We start from the raw sequence: 20067 nt of genomic DNA on the forward strand, positions 1-20067 counted from the left end.
GCTTATTTCCTTTTAAACATAGCTAGCATGCGGTTAGTTACCATGTAACCACCGACAACGTTAATGGTGGCAAGTACTACGGCAATAAAGCCTAATACGTTGACCCAAATACCTGCGCCAGAACCTGCTGACAACAGCGCGCCAACAAGCGAGATCCCTGAAATCGCATTTGAACCTGACATCAATGGGGTATGCAGCGTTGGTGGTACTTTGGTGATCATCTCGACACCTAAGAACACCGCGACCACGAATAGGGTCAGTAACAGTAAAATTTCCATTATTTTGCCTCCGGTGACGTTTCGCTTGTCACTTCAAGCGCTGGCAAGCTTAAAAGCTCGCGTAGACGTGTACTCACGACCTCACCTTTATGGGCAACAACCGTGTCTCTTATGATCTCATCTTCAAAATCGAGATTAAGTTCACCCTCTTTGCTGACGAGTAACTTAAGCAAGTTTTCGATGTTAGTGCCGTACATTTGGCTGGCGTGGTTTGCCGCCGTGCCCGGTACGTTTGATGGGCCGAGTATGGTCACACCTTTGTAAACCACCTCTTTATCTAGCTCGGTCAATTCACAGTTACCACCGGTTTCTGCAGCAAGATCGACAATAATAGTGCCGTTCTTCATGCCATCAACCATTTCCTTAGTGATAAGGATCGGCGCTTTGCGACCAGGAATCGCAGCTGTAGTGATCACGATATCTTGTTGAGCCAGCACGTTAGCCATAGCCTGTTGCTGACGCTTAAGGAAGTCATCTGATTGCTCGGCAGCGTAACCACCTTTGGTTTCGGTGTTCTCTGCTTCTAGGTCAAGCTCAACTGGCTTGGCACCTACTGAGATGATCTGCTCACGCGCCGCAGGGCGAATATCGTAGGCCTCGACCACTGCGCCTAAACGCTTAGCGGTAGCACAAGCTTGAAGTCCAGCCACACCCACGCCCATGATAAAGGCGCGTGCAGGTTTTAATGTTCCCGCTGCTGTCATCATCATAGGGAATAAACGTGGTGCCTTATGGGCTGCAAGTAAAACGGCTTTATAGCCCGCGATAGTCGCCATAGAAGACAGGATATCCATGCTCTGAGCACGGGTGATCCTAGGTACAAGCTCAAGGGCAATCGCCGTTGCACCGGTCTCGGCAAATGTTTGGGCATATTCAGGATGCGCCAATGGGTCCATCATGCCGATCACGATCTGCTGTGGTTTAAGCTTTGACTTTATTTCGTTAAGTTGCTCATCTTTGGCATTCACTAGGGTGATGATGTCAGCATCGCTAAAGATCTGTTCTCGAGACACGATAGTTGCGCCAGCTTGAACATAATCTTCATCGGTAAAGCCAGCATTAATACCAGCGCCACTTTCAACAAGAACTTGTAGGTTAATTTTAAGTAGTCGAGTCACATTGGCTGGAATAATCGCTACGCGACTTTCACTAGCATAACTCTCTTTGGGTAGACCTAGCTTCACAAAGGTAAACCTCTCTATTGGGACAATCGTAGGGATTGATGTCATTTATTGGTTAGGGTGCATATTGTGGCGACTCTAGATTTAGACACAAGCGTATATTTTTCAATATAGTAATTTCCAGACTGGTCAGACTGAAAAGTTTGCGCTAAAGCACACTTTTGAATAGAAGTTTGCACTGGCAAAGCCTATCAAATAAGCATTCTTTGAGTTACTACTTACTTTTGTAGCTTAATTTTTGAACTTTGTATATTCCTAAATCGAATTAAAAATTATCTTTTATTCTTTTTTTATTATTTAAGGAGGGGCTAAGCTGGCCAACATTAAACAGATACAGGGCCGTTTCTATGTTGTTAAAAGAGCTTTCATCACTCGCTTCGCCGCTATCAAGTGGCCAAGTGGACAAGTTAAAGCAGCTCACTGCAGAGCTGAATGCCGTGCAACTTGCTTGGGTTAGCGGCTATCTTGCTGCAACATCTGAGCAAGGCGTAGCAGGTTTGCCTCAGGTAGAAGGAGGCTCGCAATCTGGAGCTGAGCAAACTATCACTATTCTTTATGGTAGCCAGACCGGTAATGGTCGCGGCATTGCTACCGAGCTTGCCGAGAAGGCGCAGGCACAAGGTTACGCTGTGAATCTTACCTCTATGGGCGATTACAAGACACGACAGCTTAAGCAAGAGAGTCTGTTGCTATTGGTTGTTAGCACCCATGGCGAAGGTGAGGCACCAGATGATGCCATTGAACTGCATAAATTCTTAAGCTCTAAGCGCGCTCCTAAACTGGATAATCTTAACTACTCAGTATTGGCTCTGGGTGATTCAAGCTATGAGTTTTTCTGTCAAACCGGTAAAGACTTCGACGCTCGCTTAAGCGCATTAGGAGCCAAAGCGATTGCTCCTATTGTTGAATGTGATGTCGACTATGAGGCTCAAGCCGAGCAGTGGAAAGCAGATGTGTTAGAGGCGGTGAAGCCATTAGTACAGAGCACTGGAGCCAGTGTGGTATCTATTGCTAGCACTCAGGCATCGGCTTCTAGTTTCACTAAGCAAAAGCCATACACTGCTGAATTACTTGTGAGCCAAAAATTAACGGGTCGTGACTCAGATAGAGACGTTCGCCATGTTGAAATTGAACTTGGCGAGTCAGGGATAAACTACCAAGCGGGTGACGCACTCGGCGTGTGGTTTACTAACTCACAAGAGCTGGTTACTGAGCTACTCGAAGCCTTAGCGCTTGATGGTGATGAGTCTGTTGCTATTGGCAGTGATAGCCTGAGCCTGCGTGAAGCGCTAACCAATAACAAAGAGCTGACTCAGCTTCACCCTGGCTTAGTCACTGGTTGGGCCGAATTGAGCCAGAATGCCGAGCTATTGGCCATCAGCGCCGACAAAGCGTTAACCCGTGAGTTTGTCAATAGCCATCAAGTGGCTGACTTAGTTCGCCAGTATCCGGCTAAAGTGACAGCAGAGCAGTTTACTGCTTTATTGCGCGGTATTACTCCAAGACTCTATTCAATTGCATCGAGTCAGGCCGAAGTTGAATCTGAGGTGCACTTGACCGTGGCGCTTGTTGAAGATGAGCGCGGCGGTGTCACTCGCTTTGGTGGGGCATCTCAGTTCTTAGCTGCCGCCGAAGAGGGTCAAGCAGTGCAGGTGTATGTTGAGCCTAACAATCACTTCCGTTTACCTGAAAACCCAGACACACCAGTGATTATGGTTGGCCCTGGTACCGGTGTGGCGCCATTTAGAGCCTTTATGCAAGAACGCGCAGCACAGGGCGTTGAAGGTAAGGCGTGGTTATTTTTCGGTAATCCTCACTTTGAGCAAGATTTCCTCTATCAAACTGAGTGGCAGCAATATCTGCAAAGCGGCGAGCTATCACGTATCGACTTGGCATTCTCACGCGATCAACAACATAAAGTCTATGTACAGCACAAGATCGCCGAGCAAGGTGAAGCGCTGTGGCAGTGGTTAGAGTCTGGCGCACACTTTTATATCTGTGGTGACGCCGAGCGTATGGCGAAAGATGTTCACCAAGCGCTGCTAGATGTGGTCGTTAAATACGGCAATAAAACTCAAGAGCAAGCTGGTGAGTACCTAGAAGAGTTAAGAGCGGCTAAGCGCTATCAAAAAGACGTCTACTAAGACTGAGCTTGAAACGAGTAAAGCAATGATGAGCGACGCTAGGGTGAACTAGCGCGAGAGCAGAAAAGAATTTTAAGAGAGTACTTAGCTATGAGTGAGCAGAAGTTAGCAGTAAACGAATATTTGAAAACCGACAGTGATTACCTGCGCGGCACTATTCAGGAAGGTCTGGATACGGCAGTTACAGGTGCATTTAGCGAAGGCGATCAGCAGCTGATTAAGTTTCACGGCTTCTATCAGCAAGATGACCGAGATTTACGTAACGAGCGTAAAGAGCAAAAGCTAGAGCCTTTATATAGCTTTATGTTGCGTGCTCGTGTGGCTGGTGGTGTTTGTTCTCCTGAGCAATGGTTAGCGGTTGATAAAATTGCATCTAACCTTACTAGCTCGAACAGTATCCGTCTTACTACACGTCAGACATTTCAGTACCACGGTATTCCCAAGCGTAATTTGAAGACCATCATTCAGGACTTGGACCGAGAAGCACTGGACTCGATTGCAGCATGTGGTGACGTTAACCGCAACGTGATGTGTAATCCTAATCCTGTCGAGTCTAAGCTGCATCAACAAGCTTATGCTTATGCCAAGCAGTTGTCAGACAACATGTTGCCGCATACTAAGGCATACGCCGAGATCTGGTTAGACGATGAGAAGCTGGTGACCACAGAAGGCGAAGAGGTGGAGCCGGTTTACGGTAAGACCTACCTGCCACGTAAATTTAAGATGGCCGTTGCCGTACCGCCAGATAATGATGTGGATGTGTACACTAACGATCTAGGCTTTGTGGCCGTTGCCGAAGGCGATGAGCTAGTGGGCTTTAATATGGTGGCTGGCGGTGGCATGGGTTCTACCCATGGTGAGGTGTCTACCTTCCCGCGCTTGGCTGATGACTTTGGTTACATAAAGGCCGAGGATACATTGAAGTTTGCCGAAGCTGTAATGACGATTCAGCGCGACTGGGGTAACCGAGAAAACCGTAAGCTGTCTCGCTTAAAGTACACCATAGTAAAACATGGTTTTGAAACCTTTAAAGCTGAAATCGAAGCACGTACCGGCATTAAGTTCGAGCCTAAGCGTGATGTAGTGATTGGCGATCGCGGCGATCGTTATGGCTGGAAGCAGGGTGTTGATGATAACTGGCACTTAACGCTATTCATCGAGGGGGGTCGCGTAAAAGACTTACCCGGTCAGCCATTGCAGACGGGTTTGCGTGAGATTGCCAAGGTGCATAAAGGCGATTTTCGTATGACCTCGAACCAGAATATTATTATTGCTGGTGTGCCAAGTGCTGACAAAGAATTGGTTGAAGGGCTAGCAAGGCAACACGGATTACTTGGAAAACTTATCACTGAAACCCGTGGTCACTCTATTGCATGTGTGGCGCTACCAACTTGCGCCTTAGCCATGGCTGAAGCTGAGCGTTACTTCCCAGACTTTTTGACTAAGGTTGAGGCCTTGCAAGAAAAGCACGGTTTCCTCGACCAAGGTATTGTCATTCGCATGACGGGCTGCCCTAACGGCTGTGCTAGACCTTTTGCGGCTGAAATCGGTCTAGTGGGTAAAGCGCCTGGGCGCTATAACCTTTATCTAGGTGCCAGTTTTGAAGGAACTCGTTTGAATAAACTCTATCGTGAGAATATTCAAGAAGCAGAGATCCTAGCAGAACTCGATAGCCTATTCGCGCAATACGTTACTGAGCGTCAAGCGGGCGAAACTTTTGGTAACTATACCGTACGCAGCGGCGTTGTAGCCGCTGTACTCGATGCGGCTAAGGATTTTCATGGCTAATACTGTCGATTCAGTGATTTCGGCCGACGCGCTCAAGGCTTTATTGAGCGCCCCTAAGGTCGAGCAGCAAGCGGAACTGGTAAGGGTGAATGCCTTCCTAACCGAGCTTAGTCCTGTTGAGCGTGTGCGTTGGGCGCTAGAATATCTGCCAGGAAACCATGCACTGTCATCGAGTTTTGGTATTCAGGCTGCGGTAATGTTGCATCTAGTGAGCAGCGAAAAAGCCAATATTCCAGTGCTCTTGACCGATACGGGTTATCTGTTTAGCGAGACTTATCAGTTTATCGATGAGTTGACCGAAAGGTTAAAGCTTAACTTGAAGGTGTTTTCATCGCCTTTTAGTGCCGCCTGGCAAGAAGCGCGCTTTGGTAAGTTGTGGGAGCAAGACTTAGATGGTTTGGATAAATATAACCAGATCAATAAAGTTGAGCCAATGCAGCGAGCCTTAGCCGAGCAAGAAGTGGGTACTTGGTTTGCAGGGCTGAGACGTTCGCAATCGAGCACCCGTGAGGCGCTGCCTATTTTAGCTATTCATGGCCAGCGTTATAAGATCTTGCCGATTATCGATTGGGATAATAAACAGGTGCATGAGTATTTAACTGAATTTGAGTTGCCGTATCACCCTTTATGGGAGCAAGGGTATGTCTCTGTAGGTGATACTCATTCGAGTAAACCTCTTGAACTAGGGATGAGTGAAGAGGAAACCCGTTTTAATGGATTAAAACGTGAATGCGGTCTGCATTACGACATCTAACTTTGGTGATGTCACTGGTGGGCCTTTAAGTTGTACAAACGTGCCACTTAAAGGCGCAAAATCTGTAATATTGCATGCAATTCTTGGTTATGTAAGTTTGTGTTATTAAAGGTTTTTAATCCTTTAGTATTAATTTTAGTTTATTTTTGTACAAAACTGCTCACAGGGTTATGCACAGGTATTTTTTTAGTCTATAGTTTTAGGTTCCCGTAGATGGTTTTGGGGAACTGTTCTGTATTGACCAACTTTAGGTTACGCAAAATTTAGTCTTCCACTGATTAGTTGCACAGCATCGATCAGCTAAATATTGCAGGCAGAGCCGTCAGTAACCAGATAAACCAAGCTCATTTTTTACCGCCAAGGGGCAGAAAAGTGAGTGCTTTGATTGGCTTGCTAGCGCTAGCTTAATCAAGCGAGTTGTCCCCCAGATAATCCAGCTTAGCTGGGTTATCTGGGGTTTTAAGTTTTTAGGGCCAAATTTCAAACTCTGCTTGATGTTTACTTCTCTTTTTTTATCGCAGCTTATTCGCTTCCTAATATGCGCTCGACTCCCCTGATGATTATTTTCCGTGATTGGTACAAAGCATAAACAATGATGTAGTATGAGGCTGTTAACCTAATAGGTTACAAATCGGAATAATTGAAACATCAAATGGAGCTTTGAATGAATAAGATGCTTATTGCCGCAGTGGTTGTCGCTGCTGGTGCTGGTGGTTATTGGTATAGCCAACAAGCAGATCAGGTATCAACCAGTGATAATTCGGTACTAAGTTATGTACCAGCAGACACCCCAGTGTTTTCTGCCCAGTTGCAGCCTTTCCCGATAAAATCTTATATCAACTCTCTATCAGAAACATATCGCCAATTTCCGACGGATGCTATGGGTGAGTTTGAGCAAGAAAATGATGTGAGAGCCAAGTTTCTCGTCAGTCTTGCCAAGTCATATATGGCGTCGATGAAAGATGGCAGCACCTTTATTAAAACTTTTGGTTTAGCTGAAGAAGTTCGCAGTTACTTCTATACCTTAGGCGCAATGCCTGTGCTGCGAATTGAAGTTGAACAGCCCGACGCTATCTGGGCATTACTCGATAAAGCAGAAGCAGACAGCGGTTTTACTCATACTAAAGCTAACTTAAAAGGTGTTGATTATCGCAGCTACAGACTTACTGATGAGTCTGAGGAAGAGCAGATAAATCTAGTTGTGGCTGTGCATGATGGCTTGCTAACAACAACCTTAAGTACTTCCTTTAGTGATGCGGTTTTACTTGAAACGGCATTAGGCTTAACGCCTGTCGATAATTCGATTGTCGATGCGCATATTATTGAAGACATTATTAACAAGCATGGTTTCCTCAATGAAGGGATTAGCTACATTAATCACCAGGAAATTGTGACAGCGTTAACCAGTACCGATGGCAATCAACTTGCGGGGCAACTTTCTAAACTATTTGAAATGAGCAACGAAGACCCTTTTGCCGAGCTTAAAACCCCTGCATGCCAGCAAGAATTAGCGTCAATTGCGAGTAATTGGCCGCGCACCGTAGGCGGATACGATCAGTTAGAGATTACCGATAAAGAAAGTACCTTTGGCTTTAGAACTGTGGTTGAGAGTAATAACCTAGTGTTACTAGATGCCTATCAAAAGCTGCGTGGTTACATTCCTGCTTATGTTCAAGACCATGATAATAGTGTGTTTACCTTAGGTGTCGGTATCGACATTAACCAGATGGTGCCATCGTTAACGGCAATTTGGGACGACATGCTAACGCCAGAGTATCAATGTGGACCTTTAGCTGAGATGCAGGCGCAAATGAGTCAGCAGAGCCCTGGCATGTTAGGCATGTTCACTGGTATGGCTAATGGCGTTAAAGGTGTTGGAGTCTCGCTGATTGACTATAAAATTAGTGATGATTTAGATAACCCACAGCTAGACAGTGTTGATGCGGTTGTGACTTTATCAGCCGAAAACCCAGCTATGTTATTTAATTTGGCTAAGTCATTAGCGCCTGAATTGGCCAGCGTTCAGTTGCCAGCCAATGGCGATGCGATAGAGCTTAGCAGTTTGTTCCCTATGCCGCCTGAGATGGATATCTCGGCAAAAATGGCGATAAAGGGCAATAATTTAGTCTTGTTTGCGGGAGCTAAAGGTGAGGCGATTGCTAATAGTTTAGCTAGCGAGCAGCTGGTTAATAATGGCTTGATGGTGATGTCAGCCGATTATATGAAGATGTTTAAACCACTTCTGACCTTTATTGAGTTGACGGGGGAGCCCGTTCCTGAAGAGTTAGAAATGATGAAAGACTATGATATGCGCATTAAGTTGAGTGTTGATATCGACCAGAAAGGTTTCGAAGTCGACTCGAATATGAACTCTCGCTCAAGCGAATAAGCCATATCTGGTATTAGGCTGCTGAGTTAGAATAGCAGTGTATGAAACGCCAGCCATTTATGGCTGGTGTTTTTATTTTATCAACAGAATGATAGGCAATAATTTGGAGCTAAGATGACTGAGCAGTGCGTGAGTGGTATTTTTTTAAAAGCGAATGAAGTTAGGTTGGTCACCTTGAAAGGAAGTAGAACAGAGCACCAAGTTATCGCACCTAAGGTAAATAAGTTCAGCCTGGTTAAAAACCCTAGCCAAACAGAAACACGAGAATTTGTTACCCAGCTACAGGCTTACATCAGCGAGCATAATATCGCGAAACTAGTACTGAATCGCCGCGCCACAACGGGGCAAGGTGCGGGTGGTGCCGGTACTTTTTTAATGGAAGGGGCGATATTAGCCAGTGTAGAAGTTGAGGTTGAGTTTGTTCATCCAGCGACAATGCGAGCCACTGATAAACGTTGCAGTGAACTCAAACAAGTTAAACCTAAAACCGTCGATTTAGGTAAAGCTTATGATCTAGCTTTTGAGTGTCTTGCTGAATAACTTGTTTTACAGTGGATTAGCCAAAGAATTGATCCTCAGCAGGAATATGGCGTATAGCAATACATTAAGTTAAAACTATTAGCTTGAAAGTATTAAGTTAGTTTGTAACAAGCTAAAAAACAATACACAGGGAATACCTGTTTAATTTGAGCAGGTAATAAGACTATTTATAAGATTATTTATTAGGTGAAGACAATGATTAAGCAGCTTTCAAGACTGGGATTTATCGCATTACTACTTCTGCCTTTGGGCGCGTTCGCTACCGATTTAAAAGTCGGTGATATGGCGCCAGACTTTAAGTTACAGGCAACCGATGGCCACTTTTATCAGCTAAGTGATTACCTAGGTAAGCAAACATTAGTGCTTGCCTGGTATCCGATGGCAAATACTCATGGCTGCACCTTAGAATGTAAGTCATTAGTGGAGAAGGGTCATCTTATTCGTGAGTTCAATGCTGTTTATATGATGGCCAGTGTCGATGATTTAGAAGATAACCAAGCCTTTGCTCGTGAGCAAAAAGCAGATTTTCCAATGTTGAGCGATCCAAGTAAAGAGACCGCTAAGGCATACGATGTGCTGAACTTTGTTCGCGTTGCTAGCCGTGTCACTTTTTACATCGGCCAAGATGGCAAGATTTTAAAGATTGATGAAGATATCAATAACAAAACGGCAGCCGAAGATATTGCAGCCACACTTGCTGAGTTGAATATTGATAAAGCAGAGTAAGGTTCTTATAGCACAAGAGTAAATCAGGTCAATGTAATCAGCCTTTGAATGAAGGCTGGTTACATTTTTGTTTGTATCCTTGCTATGGGATAGCCCGTTTGAGCTTGTAGCTGAGTCGCTATTAATCGCCTGCAGCGGGTGCTGGACAGGATGTCCGAATGTCGTGATCACATGGTCAATGATGTTCCCTACATCATAATGACATTTCCCATATCCCTATGGGTCAGATGTGAAGGAACGACGTATGTGCAGACACTGCTTGAGCACGGTGAGTAAAGCGAAGCTTTGTGCTGAGAGCGAGAAGTATGATGCTGAACTGGCTTTAAAAGGTCGTTAACTTGTAAATATTTATTCAGAGGCTTTACGAGACTAAGGCTATCCAACTAATAATATTAATATAAGTGAATGATAAGTGAATGATAAGTGACAAGGAGAGTCATGTGAGGATTATATATTTTGTTGTGTGCATATTTTTAGGGGCGCCGCTCGCTTTCGCTTTCGAAAAGAAAACTTTTGACGACATCAAGTTAGACAACCCAACGCCAGAAGAGTTAGTTATGGCTCAAATAGATGCATACAACACTGGTGATATTAACTCATTCCTCAGCACTTTTGCTCCAGACATTAAGATTTATAATTTTCCAGATCAATTAAGTACTTCAGGAATTGAGAAAATGAGGACTTCTTTCTCCCATGTCTTTACTACTAATCCAGACTTACATGCAGAAGTCGAAATAAAGGGGGTCAAAGGTAGCTTTGTTATTTTGCATGAAACGATTACAGGCCTGGATTATGGTGATGATTTCGATGTAATCGCAATTTATGAAGTAAATCAAAATAATAAAATTCATAACTTGTGGTTTGTCAGGTGATAGTACAGTTGCTCTTCTCCGTGATCTTCGTGTCCTCTGTGGTGAATAGCTTTTTCCCCAAAGTTGGTTAGCCTTGGAATGAAGGCTGGTTACATTTAATTTTGCATCCTTGCTACGGGATAGCCGGTCTGAACTTGCAGTTTCGTCGCTATCAATCGCCTCCAGCGGGGCATGTGCAGACACTGCCGTGACACGCAGCAAGTCCTTCCCTGGAGGCTCGGCCATGACGTCCATGTCATGGACGGTCACGGCCGTATCTACACGTGGTAATTGGTGTACTCAGTTTGGTTGGCGTTGCATGATGTCTAACTAGGAAATGCCCTAAAGTGAGTTACAGGCGAACAGCAGGGTAGAGTTGTTACGAGGGGATAGCTACTTTTCGTCATCAATAAGTGACAGTAACTGGCAGCTCTATGCCTGAGAACAATAGCAATACTCAGGTTCAATCGATTGTACTCGTTCATCTAGCATGACTTTGCTAGGGTTCTTATTAATCAACAATTTCTCTAATCCGCACCCAAAATAATAGGTCTGTTAAATGCGGATTTTGCCAAATATACGCATATGCACACTATATAAATGTTAGGCGTTCAGGAGCTCATTTGAAAATTTTACTACTCTTAATCACTTTTTTACCTCGCTAATTGTACATGCAGAAAGCTTAGTCAAAATACATGCACCTCATTACGAAATATTTGCTTGTGTAGAGCATTGGGAAGGACAGTTCAGTGGTCAGGTTAGGGATGCTCGAGGTACAGACTGTATTATCCAAGAATTCACGGGAGAAGATGAGCGATATTTTATTCAGTCATTTACAGGCAAAGGTCATAAGAATGAAGATTGGTTTGGATATAATAAGCAGGTTTTGGCACCTTGTGACTGCACTGTAGAAAAAGTGTACATCAACCCTATTACTAATCAACCAGGTATTCAAACTCCAGGAAGAGCAAGCTCAATTACATTTGAAAAACCAGATGGCACAAAAATATCATATGCTCATGTTAAAGACGTTAAAGACGTTAAAGTGCAGGTTGGAGATAAAGTTAAAGCTGGAGATATCGTAGCAAAAGTCGGGAATAATGGCTGGGCAAGAAATCCACATATACATATCGCTGCATGGAAAGGCTCTATACCAATGCAGATCCAGTTTGATCAACAAACACTAGAATTAAAAAACCGCGGCTTAATAAAAAAGTAAATGCCTAAAGCTAGCTTGACACATATCATCAATGAAGGTGGAGCTTCAATAATAGGTTTATTAAATTAGTATGCGCCAAAGGATTGCCGTTGATGTCTTATTTACAGCTTTTACCAATACTCCTGATTTCAGCACTAATCATCATTCGAGTATTAAAGTTTAATCAAGTAAAGGCTCATGTAGAGAAAGTTTATCCAGCTGAATGGAGTAAACTTTGTACCAATAAAATGAAAATGAGAAAGTCTGTGGTGATATGGGGAAACCTTGAGGAGTCGCTCAAAAGAGGCTTTTTATCGCAACAGGATGATCCAGCTTTAAACAGTTTCAAACGGTTCGATAAGTCATATCATTTGATTGCCATAACTTTGATTACGCTAAATTGTATAGTGATTCTTTTCAAATGACCTAGTTATAACAAGGAGAGTTAAGTGGGTAATTTACAATTTAAGGATAAATTAGCTGTCACTTGCTGTTGGGTGGCGAGTTTTTGGTTTCTAGGGGCTGGTTGGTACGACTTTTTCAATAGTCAAAGCAGCATAAGTAATTTGGCGATTTCTACAGGCGTAGCAATAACTTTATTTAGTGCGGGTTTAATCCCTAAGTTGTTCTTTATGCCTTTCAAATCAGCTTTCACAGAAATTCAATCACCTATACTCGTCAATGCCGAAACACAAGTGTATTTAACCTTGGGCGGCATAGTCATTAGTTCTATAGGCTTGGGTGTGCAATTGTTAACTTAAAAAAATTAAAAAAATTAAAAAAATTAGAAAAATTTAGCAAAGACATCACTCTTTTAAAGCTCGAATCTCACCACGAAGCACTTCGCTTTACGAACAACACCAAGGTAGTAAAAAGCCCTGCAATGATGACATTGCAGGGCTTCTTTAAATCAAAATCAGTGATTGGTATCAGATAACTAGATTGCTATTAAAACTCATCTTCTGTTTCAGCTTGAATGCGCGCTTTACGATCTTGCTCTTCTTCAAATGCAGCTTGGATCTCAGCTAATACCGATTCAATGTCTGCACTGTGTTCAGTTTCAACAAATTGACCAGTGAGCTCTGCGTCAGGCGATAAATCACCAGACTCAAATTTGAGCCACATCTCTTGAGCGTATTTGCTGCCAAGCAGTTCTGGCGCAAATTGACCGTAATACTGGGTCATATTATTCACGTCACGCAGTAGCATACGTTTAGCGTTATTGTTTGCTGCAGCATCAACGGCTTGGGGCAGATCAATAATCACAGGGCCAGTATGATCAAGCAATACGTTAAACTCAGACAAATCGCCGTGAATTAGGCCTGCACAGAGCATACGCTGTACATCTTTCATCACCAAAGCATGGTGAGCTATGGCCATTTCGGCTGTCAGGCTCACATCGTTTAGTCGTGGCGCAACGTAACCGGCTTCATCGGTGATCAATTCCATCAATAACACGCCGTCGAAACAACCGTAAGGCGTTGGTACGCGCACGCCAGCATTAGCTAGGCGAAACAGCGCATCAACTTCGGCATTCTGCCAAGCCTGCTCTTGTTCTTGACGACCGTAGTTGGAGCCTTTCTCCATGGCGCGGGTGCGGCGAGAGTTACGACCCTTACGGCCTTCTCTATATTCCACGGCCTTCTTAAAGCTACGCTTATCGGCTTCTTTATAAATTTTGGCGCAGCGAACATCGTCGCCACATCTAACAATGTAGACATCGGCTTCTTTGCCGCTCATTAACGGACGAATTACTTCGTCAATCAGTCCTTCATCAACCAGAGGTTGGAGTCGTTTTGGGGTTTTCATTGGGCTCTTATACCTTAGTTAGCCGATTGATGGAATTAATTCATTTAGAATCATGGAAAAAGATATTCAAATCTGTCTTGTTGACGGGCTCAAACCCTGTTCGCTCAAGGTATCGTGGCTAAAGAGGTCATATTGGCTGTGGACGTTTTAGCTAATGATTTTTCACTAATAAGTTCGCCAATATTATCGTTTCTGAAGGCCTGCGGCTCTAGCTGTATAGCGGGGGAGATCCCGACACCTGAGATTAACTGACCATCAGAATTGTAGACTAGCCCTGAGCTAAATTGAATTTGAATACCACTGTTTGGCAAGGTGAACTGATGAAGCGGGCTAAGGCTGCCACGGCTTGTTTCGCCGATTAGGGCGACTCTAGGCCAATGCTTTGATGCCAGCGCTATCCATTCACACTCTTGCTCGCAGCTAGCATCTATCCGCAGAAAAGCCTGTAGTTGACTGCTTGTCTGTGGTGCTTGTGCGAGTTTGGGGCGTTTACGGATAAGGTAATCACTGAAGGGGGAGTTTTGATTTAAAGCGTTATCAAAGCCGCGACGGTTAAGTTCGATTTGTTCAAAAAAGCTTAACTGTTCCATGGGAATGTATTGGCTTGCGATACGGTCGGCTCTGGCAGTGGCAAAACGTTTGTATTGCAGCACTGCCAGAGTTTCTTGCTTAGGGGGGTTATCGTTAGTGTTAGCTTGATTGCTATCAGCACTGCCGTCACTACCATTACTACGGCTATCGCTATCGGCATCAATTTCCACCAGAGCATGACTAAAGTGCGTATTTAGCCAGTCTGTTAGCTGCTTTTGCGGCTGCTTAACCGCACGTATGTCGATAATGAGTGGCAGATCCGCTGAGCCGTTATGGTCGTTTACTTGTTGTGAGCTAAGTTGTTGGTTAAGCATTAACAAGGTATTTGCATCGACCTGTGAGGCTAACCGAACAATCTGACTTTGGCTTAGCTTGGGCTTATCTTGGCTAACGCTTAGCTCATCTTGCTTCACGGCTTCTCTCGCTTGAAGCTTGCTGTGCAGTACTAAGGTCAGCGGCCGCTGCACACTGGTTTCACCATCTGTGAGGGTCAATACAGACTTATTACTGGCCTTAAGACCTATATCAGCTCTAAGCTGGCCTATTCGCATAAGCCAGCTAGCCTGCGCAACGCGAGATTGTTTTAGCGGGGCTGGTAAATAGTGCTGACTTGCCTGTACCCAGCGGCTAATAGGGATGCCATCTATGTGTGAAAGGTAGGGGTAATCAGGCTCCATTAGCCTGTCTTGTTGGGTGACGGCTTGCCAATATTGACCATCAAATATTGGCTCGATAGGAAGTCTTTCGAGCTCAGTGTAATTATGGGACAGGGCAAGAGCACTGGGATCATCGAGCTGACCCAATAGTTGCTGTAGTTGCTGTTGTAACTGCTCTGATGGATGAAAGCCGCGGGACCCTTGCAGTAGTCTGTTTACGCTTGCGGTAATATTGATTAGGCGCTGGGGGTCAATGGCGGCAAAAGCTGAGTGTTGCCGGGTCGCTTCGACAAACGTGTGCAGATCTTGCTGGTATTGCCAGTGGTTGAGATTAGTTTTGACTCGATTGGGAAAGAAGGACAGGTAGCTGAGCAGGGCAGCACTCATGCAGATAAATAGGGTAAAAGCGCCGAATATGCTTTTATAGCTCAAAGTCATCACCATCCTTGTTAAGGCAGGCTTAAAGTGTTTACTTTGAGCCTGCTAAAGACGCTTTTGATATTGAGCTAATCTATTCGATTAAAAGCTTGTCGATTAAAAGCTGTCGACTATAAGATGTCGTTAATCGAAACCCCAATACCTATGCGTTGGTTATGTACATTGTAGTCGATTAAACTTTCACCGTAGCCATTAAAATATTGAGTATAAAGCCTTAAGTTACCCAAAATAGGGTAGCTCCAGGTGAACTCAAGCGCACCATAATTTGGTTTTTGAATATAGTTACGTACCATTAGGGTGAACCTGTGATCGTCAATACCGTACACGCCTGTGAGTTCAAGGTTACCCATATAGTCGGTGATATCTGGGTTGTCATCACCTTGTGGTGAGCTTGGAGTTTCCTTTTCATCCTCAGGAATGCGCCACCAGGCTTTAGCTTCAAGGGCAAAGGGGCCGTTATCAAACACCATCATGCCGTACAGTCGATTCCAGCTACGGGATTTTGAACCTGATTGGCCGTTAGATTGGTGCACGGCACCTAATCCCCAAAATGAGTTCTTAAGTGGCCCAAGCTGCCAGTCGTTGGTAAATAGCATGAAAATCTCGGGTTCATGATTGGTTTCCCTGAAAGGGGAAGAGATCTCCTTATTGTAAACCTGCCAATAAGATTGGTTGGTGTAGGCTGCAAACAGGTGACCGTTATCACCAAAAACGTTATGCCAAAGCGGAAACTTAAAGCTTATCTGAAACTTGGCTTCCATGTTATCTAAGGTAAAAGGGTGCTCTTCAGCGTCGTCTTCAAAAGGCGCCATATTGGGCGACTTGCTGTAGGTGACGGGTAGAATATAGTTAACCTTATGGGGCGTGATGACATAAGGCAGATCGTCTGTGGCACTCTCTTCCATGATCCGTTTATCAACAAGAGACACCTCTTTTGTGGGTTTCACTTCAATATCGGAATCACTTGCTTTAGTTTCGCTTTCTTCACCCTTGTTCGTTTGGGTCTCACTTTGAGCATAAAGGCTAAAAGAACAGCACAAGCCAATGGCTAACAGTAGCGCAGCTAATTTGTTCATCACATTCCCTGAATTTTTTAAGCAGTTTTGTCTTGTTATGTGGAAGATTCTACCTATCTGGCTTAGCTATTAACAGTTATTCAGCAAATCAGTAACCGACCCTCTATCTGTTTTGCTGTGAATTAACTTGAACTAAGCTCATGTTTCTTAATTAAAACGCCGACCACATTAGATCTAAATGCAATAAGTTAGTGCTAAAAGTCACTCTCGTATCCAGGTTTGAAAACACATTAATTTTAGGCGTGGATTTAACCGTTTATATACAGTGTGTTACATGAGCTATATCAGTTTTCACCTCTAGCCGAGCTACTCTTAAATAACAAAAAGTTATAACAACTAATAAATATCTATTTATTATGGAATAAGGAGGCGGCTATATTTCAATACAAGAAATCACAGTGAGGTAGCAGGATGGAGATTGTAACTTTACCGGGTCAAGCCGCTGGAGGAAAAGTATGGCTAGTGGGAGCCGGTCCTGGTGATGTGGATCTGCTGACGGTAAAAGCCTATCGCGTGCTGCAAAATGCTGATGCGGTACTTTATGATGCACTCGTCAGTGAAGACATCCTTGCACTCATCCCCAAACATGCTGAGAAAATCGCTGTTGGTAAACGAGCTGGCCTTCACAGCGCAGCGCAAAGCGAGATTAACCAGCTACTGGTGACTAAGGCTTACACACGCAAAAATGTGGTGCGCTTAAAAGGTGGCGACCCGTTTATTTTTGGTCGCGGCGGTGAGGAGTTAGAAACCATAGTCGATGCGGGTGTTGATTTCGAGGTGGTTCCAGGTATTACCGCAGCCAGTGGCACGGCAGCATATGCGGGGATCCCGCTAACCCATAGGGATTATGCACAAGGCGTGAGTTTTATTACCGGCCATTGCAAGCTAGAAAGCCGCCCTATGGATTGGCAGAGTTACGCCAACCCTAACAATACCTTAGTGATCTATATGGGAATTTTAAACGCAGGGCTAATCAAGCAAGGTTTGCTTGGCGCAGGCAGAAAAGCCGCAACGCCAGTAGCTATCGTGTCGAAAGCAACCACGAGTGAGCAGCGGGTGTTTATTGGTAGCCTAGATAATATTGATGAGCTAGCCAGCCATCCAGAGCTTGTAATGCCTGCCTTGATGGTAATAGGCGAGGTGGTTGAGTTAGCCGATAGTCTAAATTGGTTTACGCCACAGGCAAACCAGATGAATAATTCTGACTTAGCCGCACAACTTAAATAAATAATTGATTGAAGAACACGGAGAACTAGCATGGGCGCAAAAGAGTTAAGCCATTTGCAACAACTGGAAGCTGAGAGCATTCAAATTATTCGCGAAGTGGCGGCTGAATTTGATAATCCTGTGATGATGTATTCCATCGGTAAGGACTCTTCTGTGATGCTTCATCTTGCTCGCAAAGCATTTTACCCAGGAAAAATCCCTTTCCCACTGTTGCACGTCGATACAGATTGGAAATTTAAAGAGATGATCGCGTTTCGCGATGAGCAGGCAAAAGAGTTTGGCTTTGAGCTCTTAGTACACAAAAATCCAGAAGGTTTAGAGCTAGGGATTAACCCGTTTGAGCACGGTAGTGCAAAGCACACCGACATAATGAAAACCCAAGGATTAAAGCAAGCACTGAATAAATACGGCTTTGACGCCGCTTTTGGTGGTGCACGCCGCGATGAAGAAAAATCTCGCGCTAAAGAGCGAGTCTATTCGTTCCGCGATAAGCACCACACTTGGGATCCAAAGAATCAACGCCCAGAACTATGGCGTACTTATAACGGTGCAGTGAATAAAGGCGAAAGTATTCGTGTATTCCCGCTTTCAAACTGGACTGAGCTTGATATTTGGCAATATATCTATCAAGAAGATATTAAGTTAGTGCCGCTGTATTTTGCCCAAGAACGCCCAGTTGTTGAGCGCGATGGCATGATGATTATGGTAGACGATGACAGAATGCCATTGGCTGAAGGTGAGCAACCAAAGCAAGAATTAGTGCGTTTTAGAACCTTAGGCTGCTACCCGCTAACGGGTGCTATGCATTCAGAGGCTGACACACTAGAAAAGATTATTGAAGAGATGTTGTTGACCCGTTCAAGCGAGCGTCAAGGACGTCTTATCGATGCTGATCAAAGTGCCTCTATGGAGCTTAAAAAGCGTCAGGGATATTTCTAATATCCCGTAAGGGATGTGGCTAAAGAATTCTAAGGGATCATTATGAACCAAGCAGTAAACAATAACGCCCGATTAGCGGCAGAACTTGAAGATTTAGGTGTGAAAGAATACCTGTCACAACAGCAGCATAAAGGGCTATTACGCTTCTTAACCTGTGGCAGTGTCGATGATGGCAAGAGTACCCTAATTGGCCGTCTGCTACATGACAGCGCCCAAATTTATGAAGACCAGTTAGCTAGCCTAAAGAGTGACAGTGCCAAGCTAGGTACAACAGGTGAAGAAGTCGATTTAGCCCTATTGGTGGATGGTCTGCAAGCGGAGCGCGAGCAAGGCATTACCATTGATGTTGCTTACCGTTACTTCTCAAGTGACAAGCGTAAGTTCATTATTGCCGACACGCCGGGCCACGAGCAATACACTCGTAACATGGCAACCGGTGCTTCAACTTGTGACTTAGCTGTGCTCTTGGTTGATGCTCGTTATGGGGTACAAACTCAAACACGTCGTCATGCGTTTATTGCCTCACAACTTGGTATTCGCCACTTTGTTGTTGCCGTTAACAAGATGGATTTACTTGGCTTTGACGAAGAAGTGTTTAACAACATTCGCGCTGAATTTGCCCAGTTTGCCGAGCAGTTAGGCGATATTGATATTCGCTATGTACCGCTGTCAGCACTTAAGGGTGACAACGTGGTTGATAACAGCAGCCAAACTCCTTGGTATAGCGGCGGTACGCTATTAGAGCTACTTGAAACGATTGATACCCGCCGTGAACTTAACAGTCTGCCAGTGCGTTTCCCTGTGCAATATGTACAGCGTCCAGACTTGGATTTTCGTGGTTTCTCGGGCACGCTTTCATCGGGTGTGATTAACGTCGGTGACGAGCTGGTGGCACTACCATCGGGTAAGCGCAGCAAGGTTGCACGCATCGTGACCTTCGATGGTGATCTGCCGCAAGCGATTGCCGGCCAAGCGGTGACCTTAACCCTTGAAGATGAGATTGATATTTCAAGAGGCGATCTACTATCGCAGGTGCAAGATGCGCCTGCATTGGCTAACCACATTAGCGCCGATATTGCGTGGATGGATGAAAAACCACTACAAGTTGGCCAGTTATATGATCTAAAAGTGGCAGGCAAAAAGCTGCAAGCAAGCGTAGTAAAAATTGAATATGTGGTCGACGTTAATACTTTAGAGCGTAACAAAAGCAGCGATATTGGCCTTAACGATATGGCGCGCGTTACCCTTGAGCTTAATGAGTCTATCGCTATCGATCCTTACACCTTAGTGCGTGATACTGGCGGCATGATCTTAATCGATCGCCTGTCTAACGCCACGGTTGCCGCTGTGATGGCCGTTTCGAGCAGCAAAGAGCAGAAAGCAGCGCAACAATACAGTGATTTTGAGCTTGAGCTTAATGCGCTAATTCGTAAGCAGTACCCTCACTGGAATGCTATCGATATCAGTAAGGTTGAGGGCTAA

17 protein-coding genes are annotated in these 20067 nt (G+C 44.6%); 12 read left to right on the forward strand and 5 right to left on the reverse strand.

The window, feature by feature from the left end:
- Positions 1 to 2: 2 nt before the first annotated feature.
- Together K5Q73_RS02150 and K5Q73_RS02155 are read right to left on the reverse strand one after the other, a co-directional pair.
- Positions 3 to 278 (reverse strand): NAD(P) transhydrogenase subunit alpha, encoded by a 276-nt coding sequence (locus K5Q73_RS02150; RefSeq protein ID WP_012153916.1) that lies wholly within the window; start codon positions 276 to 278, stop codon positions 3 to 5.
- On the reverse strand, positions 278 to 1462 hold the full coding sequence (locus tag K5Q73_RS02155) for a Re/Si-specific NAD(P)(+) transhydrogenase subunit alpha (protein ID WP_259650665.1): 1185 nt from the start codon (positions 1460 to 1462) through the stop codon (positions 278 to 280). The genes K5Q73_RS02150 and K5Q73_RS02155 overlap by 1 nt, the downstream gene beginning before the upstream one ends.
- 344 nt (positions 1463 to 1806) lie before the next feature.
- Between K5Q73_RS02155 and K5Q73_RS02160 the strand changes: the two genes are divergently transcribed.
- The 9 genes from K5Q73_RS02160 to K5Q73_RS02200 all read left to right on the forward strand — a co-directional run bounded on the left by K5Q73_RS02160 (position 1807) and on the right by K5Q73_RS02200 (position 12610).
- Complete coding sequence (locus K5Q73_RS02160; RefSeq protein ID WP_220758818.1) at positions 1807 to 3603, forward strand: assimilatory sulfite reductase (NADPH) flavoprotein subunit; 1797 nt, start codon at positions 1807 to 1809, stop codon at positions 3601 to 3603.
- Between the two features lie 90 nt (positions 3604 to 3693).
- Positions 3694 to 5391 carry an assimilatory sulfite reductase (NADPH) hemoprotein subunit gene (gene cysI / locus K5Q73_RS02165; protein WP_220758817.1) on the forward strand — a complete coding sequence of 566 codons (1698 nt, stop codon included), beginning with the start codon at positions 3694 to 3696 and terminating at the stop codon, positions 5389 to 5391.
- A complete protein-coding gene (locus K5Q73_RS02170) occupies positions 5384 to 6145 on the forward strand; it encodes a phosphoadenylyl-sulfate reductase (protein ID WP_220758816.1) in 762 nt (253 codons plus the stop codon). The genes cysI and K5Q73_RS02170 overlap by 8 nt, the downstream gene beginning before the upstream one ends.
- Before the next feature lie 664 nt (positions 6146 to 6809).
- Positions 6810 to 8534: a hypothetical protein gene (locus tag K5Q73_RS02175; protein WP_220758815.1), complete on the forward strand. Its 1725-nt coding sequence runs from the start codon at positions 6810 to 6812 to the stop codon at positions 8532 to 8534.
- A gap of 114 nt (positions 8535 to 8648) precedes the next feature.
- The gene (locus K5Q73_RS02180) at positions 8649 to 9074 is read left to right on the forward strand and encodes a DUF3010 family protein (protein WP_220758814.1); all 426 of its coding nucleotides are present in this window, start codon (positions 8649 to 8651) and stop codon (positions 9072 to 9074) included.
- 195 nt (positions 9075 to 9269) lie between these two features.
- Complete coding sequence (locus tag K5Q73_RS02185; protein ID WP_220758813.1) at positions 9270 to 9800, forward strand: redoxin domain-containing protein; 531 nt, start codon at positions 9270 to 9272, stop codon at positions 9798 to 9800.
- A 440-nt stretch (positions 9801 to 10240) separates the two neighbouring features.
- On the forward strand, positions 10241 to 10672 hold the full coding sequence (locus K5Q73_RS02190; protein ID WP_220766123.1) for a nuclear transport factor 2 family protein: 432 nt from the start codon (positions 10241 to 10243) through the stop codon (positions 10670 to 10672).
- A gap of 802 nt (positions 10673 to 11474) precedes the next feature.
- The gene (locus K5Q73_RS02195; protein ID WP_259650677.1) at positions 11475 to 11870 is read left to right on the forward strand and encodes a M23 family metallopeptidase; all 396 of its coding nucleotides are present in this window, start codon (positions 11475 to 11477) and stop codon (positions 11868 to 11870) included.
- A 428-nt stretch (positions 11871 to 12298) separates the two neighbouring features.
- On the forward strand, positions 12299 to 12610 hold the full coding sequence (locus tag K5Q73_RS02200) for a hypothetical protein (protein ID WP_220758810.1): 312 nt from the start codon (positions 12299 to 12301) through the stop codon (positions 12608 to 12610).
- Positions 12611 to 12797: 187 nt separating this feature from the next.
- On the opposite strand, the gene K5Q73_RS02205 is transcribed toward K5Q73_RS02200, so the two are convergent.
- The 3 genes from K5Q73_RS02205 to K5Q73_RS02215 form a co-directional block, all read right to left on the reverse strand.
- A complete protein-coding gene (locus tag K5Q73_RS02205) occupies positions 12798 to 13658 on the reverse strand; it encodes a PA4780 family RIO1-like protein kinase (RefSeq protein ID WP_220758809.1) in 861 nt (286 codons plus the stop codon).
- Positions 13659 to 13762: 104 nt separating this feature from the next.
- Entirely contained in the window at positions 13763 to 15343 is a 1581-nt protein-coding gene (locus K5Q73_RS02210; protein ID WP_220758808.1) for a S41 family peptidase, read from the reverse strand.
- Positions 15344 to 15453: 110 nt separating this feature from the next.
- Positions 15454 to 16419, reverse strand: coding sequence for a phospholipase A (locus K5Q73_RS02215; RefSeq protein WP_220758807.1), 966 nt, complete (start codon positions 16417 to 16419; stop codon positions 15454 to 15456).
- A 411-nt stretch (positions 16420 to 16830) separates the two neighbouring features.
- Between K5Q73_RS02215 and cobA the strand changes: the two genes are divergently transcribed.
- Genes cobA through cysN form a run of 3 tightly spaced genes read left to right on the forward strand, consistent with a single transcriptional unit; the run spans position 16831 to position 20067 of the window.
- Positions 16831 to 17646 (forward strand): uroporphyrinogen-III C-methyltransferase, encoded by an 816-nt coding sequence (gene cobA, locus K5Q73_RS02220; protein ID WP_220758806.1) that lies wholly within the window; start codon positions 16831 to 16833, stop codon positions 17644 to 17646.
- A 30-nt stretch (positions 17647 to 17676) separates the two neighbouring features.
- Positions 17677 to 18585, forward strand: coding sequence for a sulfate adenylyltransferase subunit CysD (gene cysD / locus K5Q73_RS02225; RefSeq protein ID WP_220758805.1), 909 nt, complete (start codon positions 17677 to 17679; stop codon positions 18583 to 18585).
- Positions 18586 to 18627: 42 nt separating this feature from the next.
- The gene (gene cysN / locus K5Q73_RS02230) at positions 18628 to 20067 is read left to right on the forward strand and encodes a sulfate adenylyltransferase subunit CysN (RefSeq protein ID WP_220758804.1); all 1440 of its coding nucleotides are present in this window, start codon (positions 18628 to 18630) and stop codon (positions 20065 to 20067) included.

Origin of the sequence: Shewanella sp. MBTL60-112-B2 (genome assembly GCF_019655055.1) — a bacterium.
Lineage (GTDB): Bacteria > Pseudomonadota > Gammaproteobacteria > Enterobacterales > Shewanellaceae > Shewanella.

What these genes read in the sequence shown, in the direction of transcription:
- cysN (WP_220758804.1), top strand. Translation starts at nt 18,628, where the DNA reads ATGAACCAAGCAGTAAACAATAACGCCCGATTAGCGGCAGAACTTGAA.
- K5Q73_RS02210 (WP_220758808.1), bottom strand. Translation starts at nt 15,343, where the DNA reads ATGACTTTGAGCTATAAAAGCATATTCGGCGCTTTTACCCTATTTATC.
- K5Q73_RS02205 (WP_220758809.1), bottom strand. Translation starts at nt 13,658, where the DNA reads ATGAAAACCCCAAAACGACTCCAACCTCTGGTTGATGAAGGACTGATT.
- K5Q73_RS02215 (WP_220758807.1), bottom strand. Translation starts at nt 16,419, where the DNA reads ATGAACAAATTAGCTGCGCTACTGTTAGCCATTGGCTTGTGCTGTTCT.
- K5Q73_RS02180 (WP_220758814.1), top strand. Translation starts at nt 8,649, where the DNA reads ATGACTGAGCAGTGCGTGAGTGGTATTTTTTTAAAAGCGAATGAAGTT.
- K5Q73_RS02150 (WP_012153916.1), bottom strand. Translation starts at nt 278, where the DNA reads ATGGAAATTTTACTGTTACTGACCCTATTCGTGGTCGCGGTGTTCTTA.
- cysD (WP_220758805.1), top strand. Translation starts at nt 17,677, where the DNA reads ATGGGCGCAAAAGAGTTAAGCCATTTGCAACAACTGGAAGCTGAGAGC.
- K5Q73_RS02160 (WP_220758818.1), top strand. Translation starts at nt 1,807, where the DNA reads ATGTTGTTAAAAGAGCTTTCATCACTCGCTTCGCCGCTATCAAGTGGC.
- K5Q73_RS02175 (WP_220758815.1), top strand. Translation starts at nt 6,810, where the DNA reads ATGAATAAGATGCTTATTGCCGCAGTGGTTGTCGCTGCTGGTGCTGGT.
- K5Q73_RS02185 (WP_220758813.1), top strand. Translation starts at nt 9,270, where the DNA reads ATGATTAAGCAGCTTTCAAGACTGGGATTTATCGCATTACTACTTCTG.
- cobA (WP_220758806.1), top strand. Translation starts at nt 16,831, where the DNA reads ATGGAGATTGTAACTTTACCGGGTCAAGCCGCTGGAGGAAAAGTATGG.
- cysI (WP_220758817.1), top strand. Translation starts at nt 3,694, where the DNA reads ATGAGTGAGCAGAAGTTAGCAGTAAACGAATATTTGAAAACCGACAGT.
- K5Q73_RS02170 (WP_220758816.1), top strand. Translation starts at nt 5,384, where the DNA reads ATGGCTAATACTGTCGATTCAGTGATTTCGGCCGACGCGCTCAAGGCT.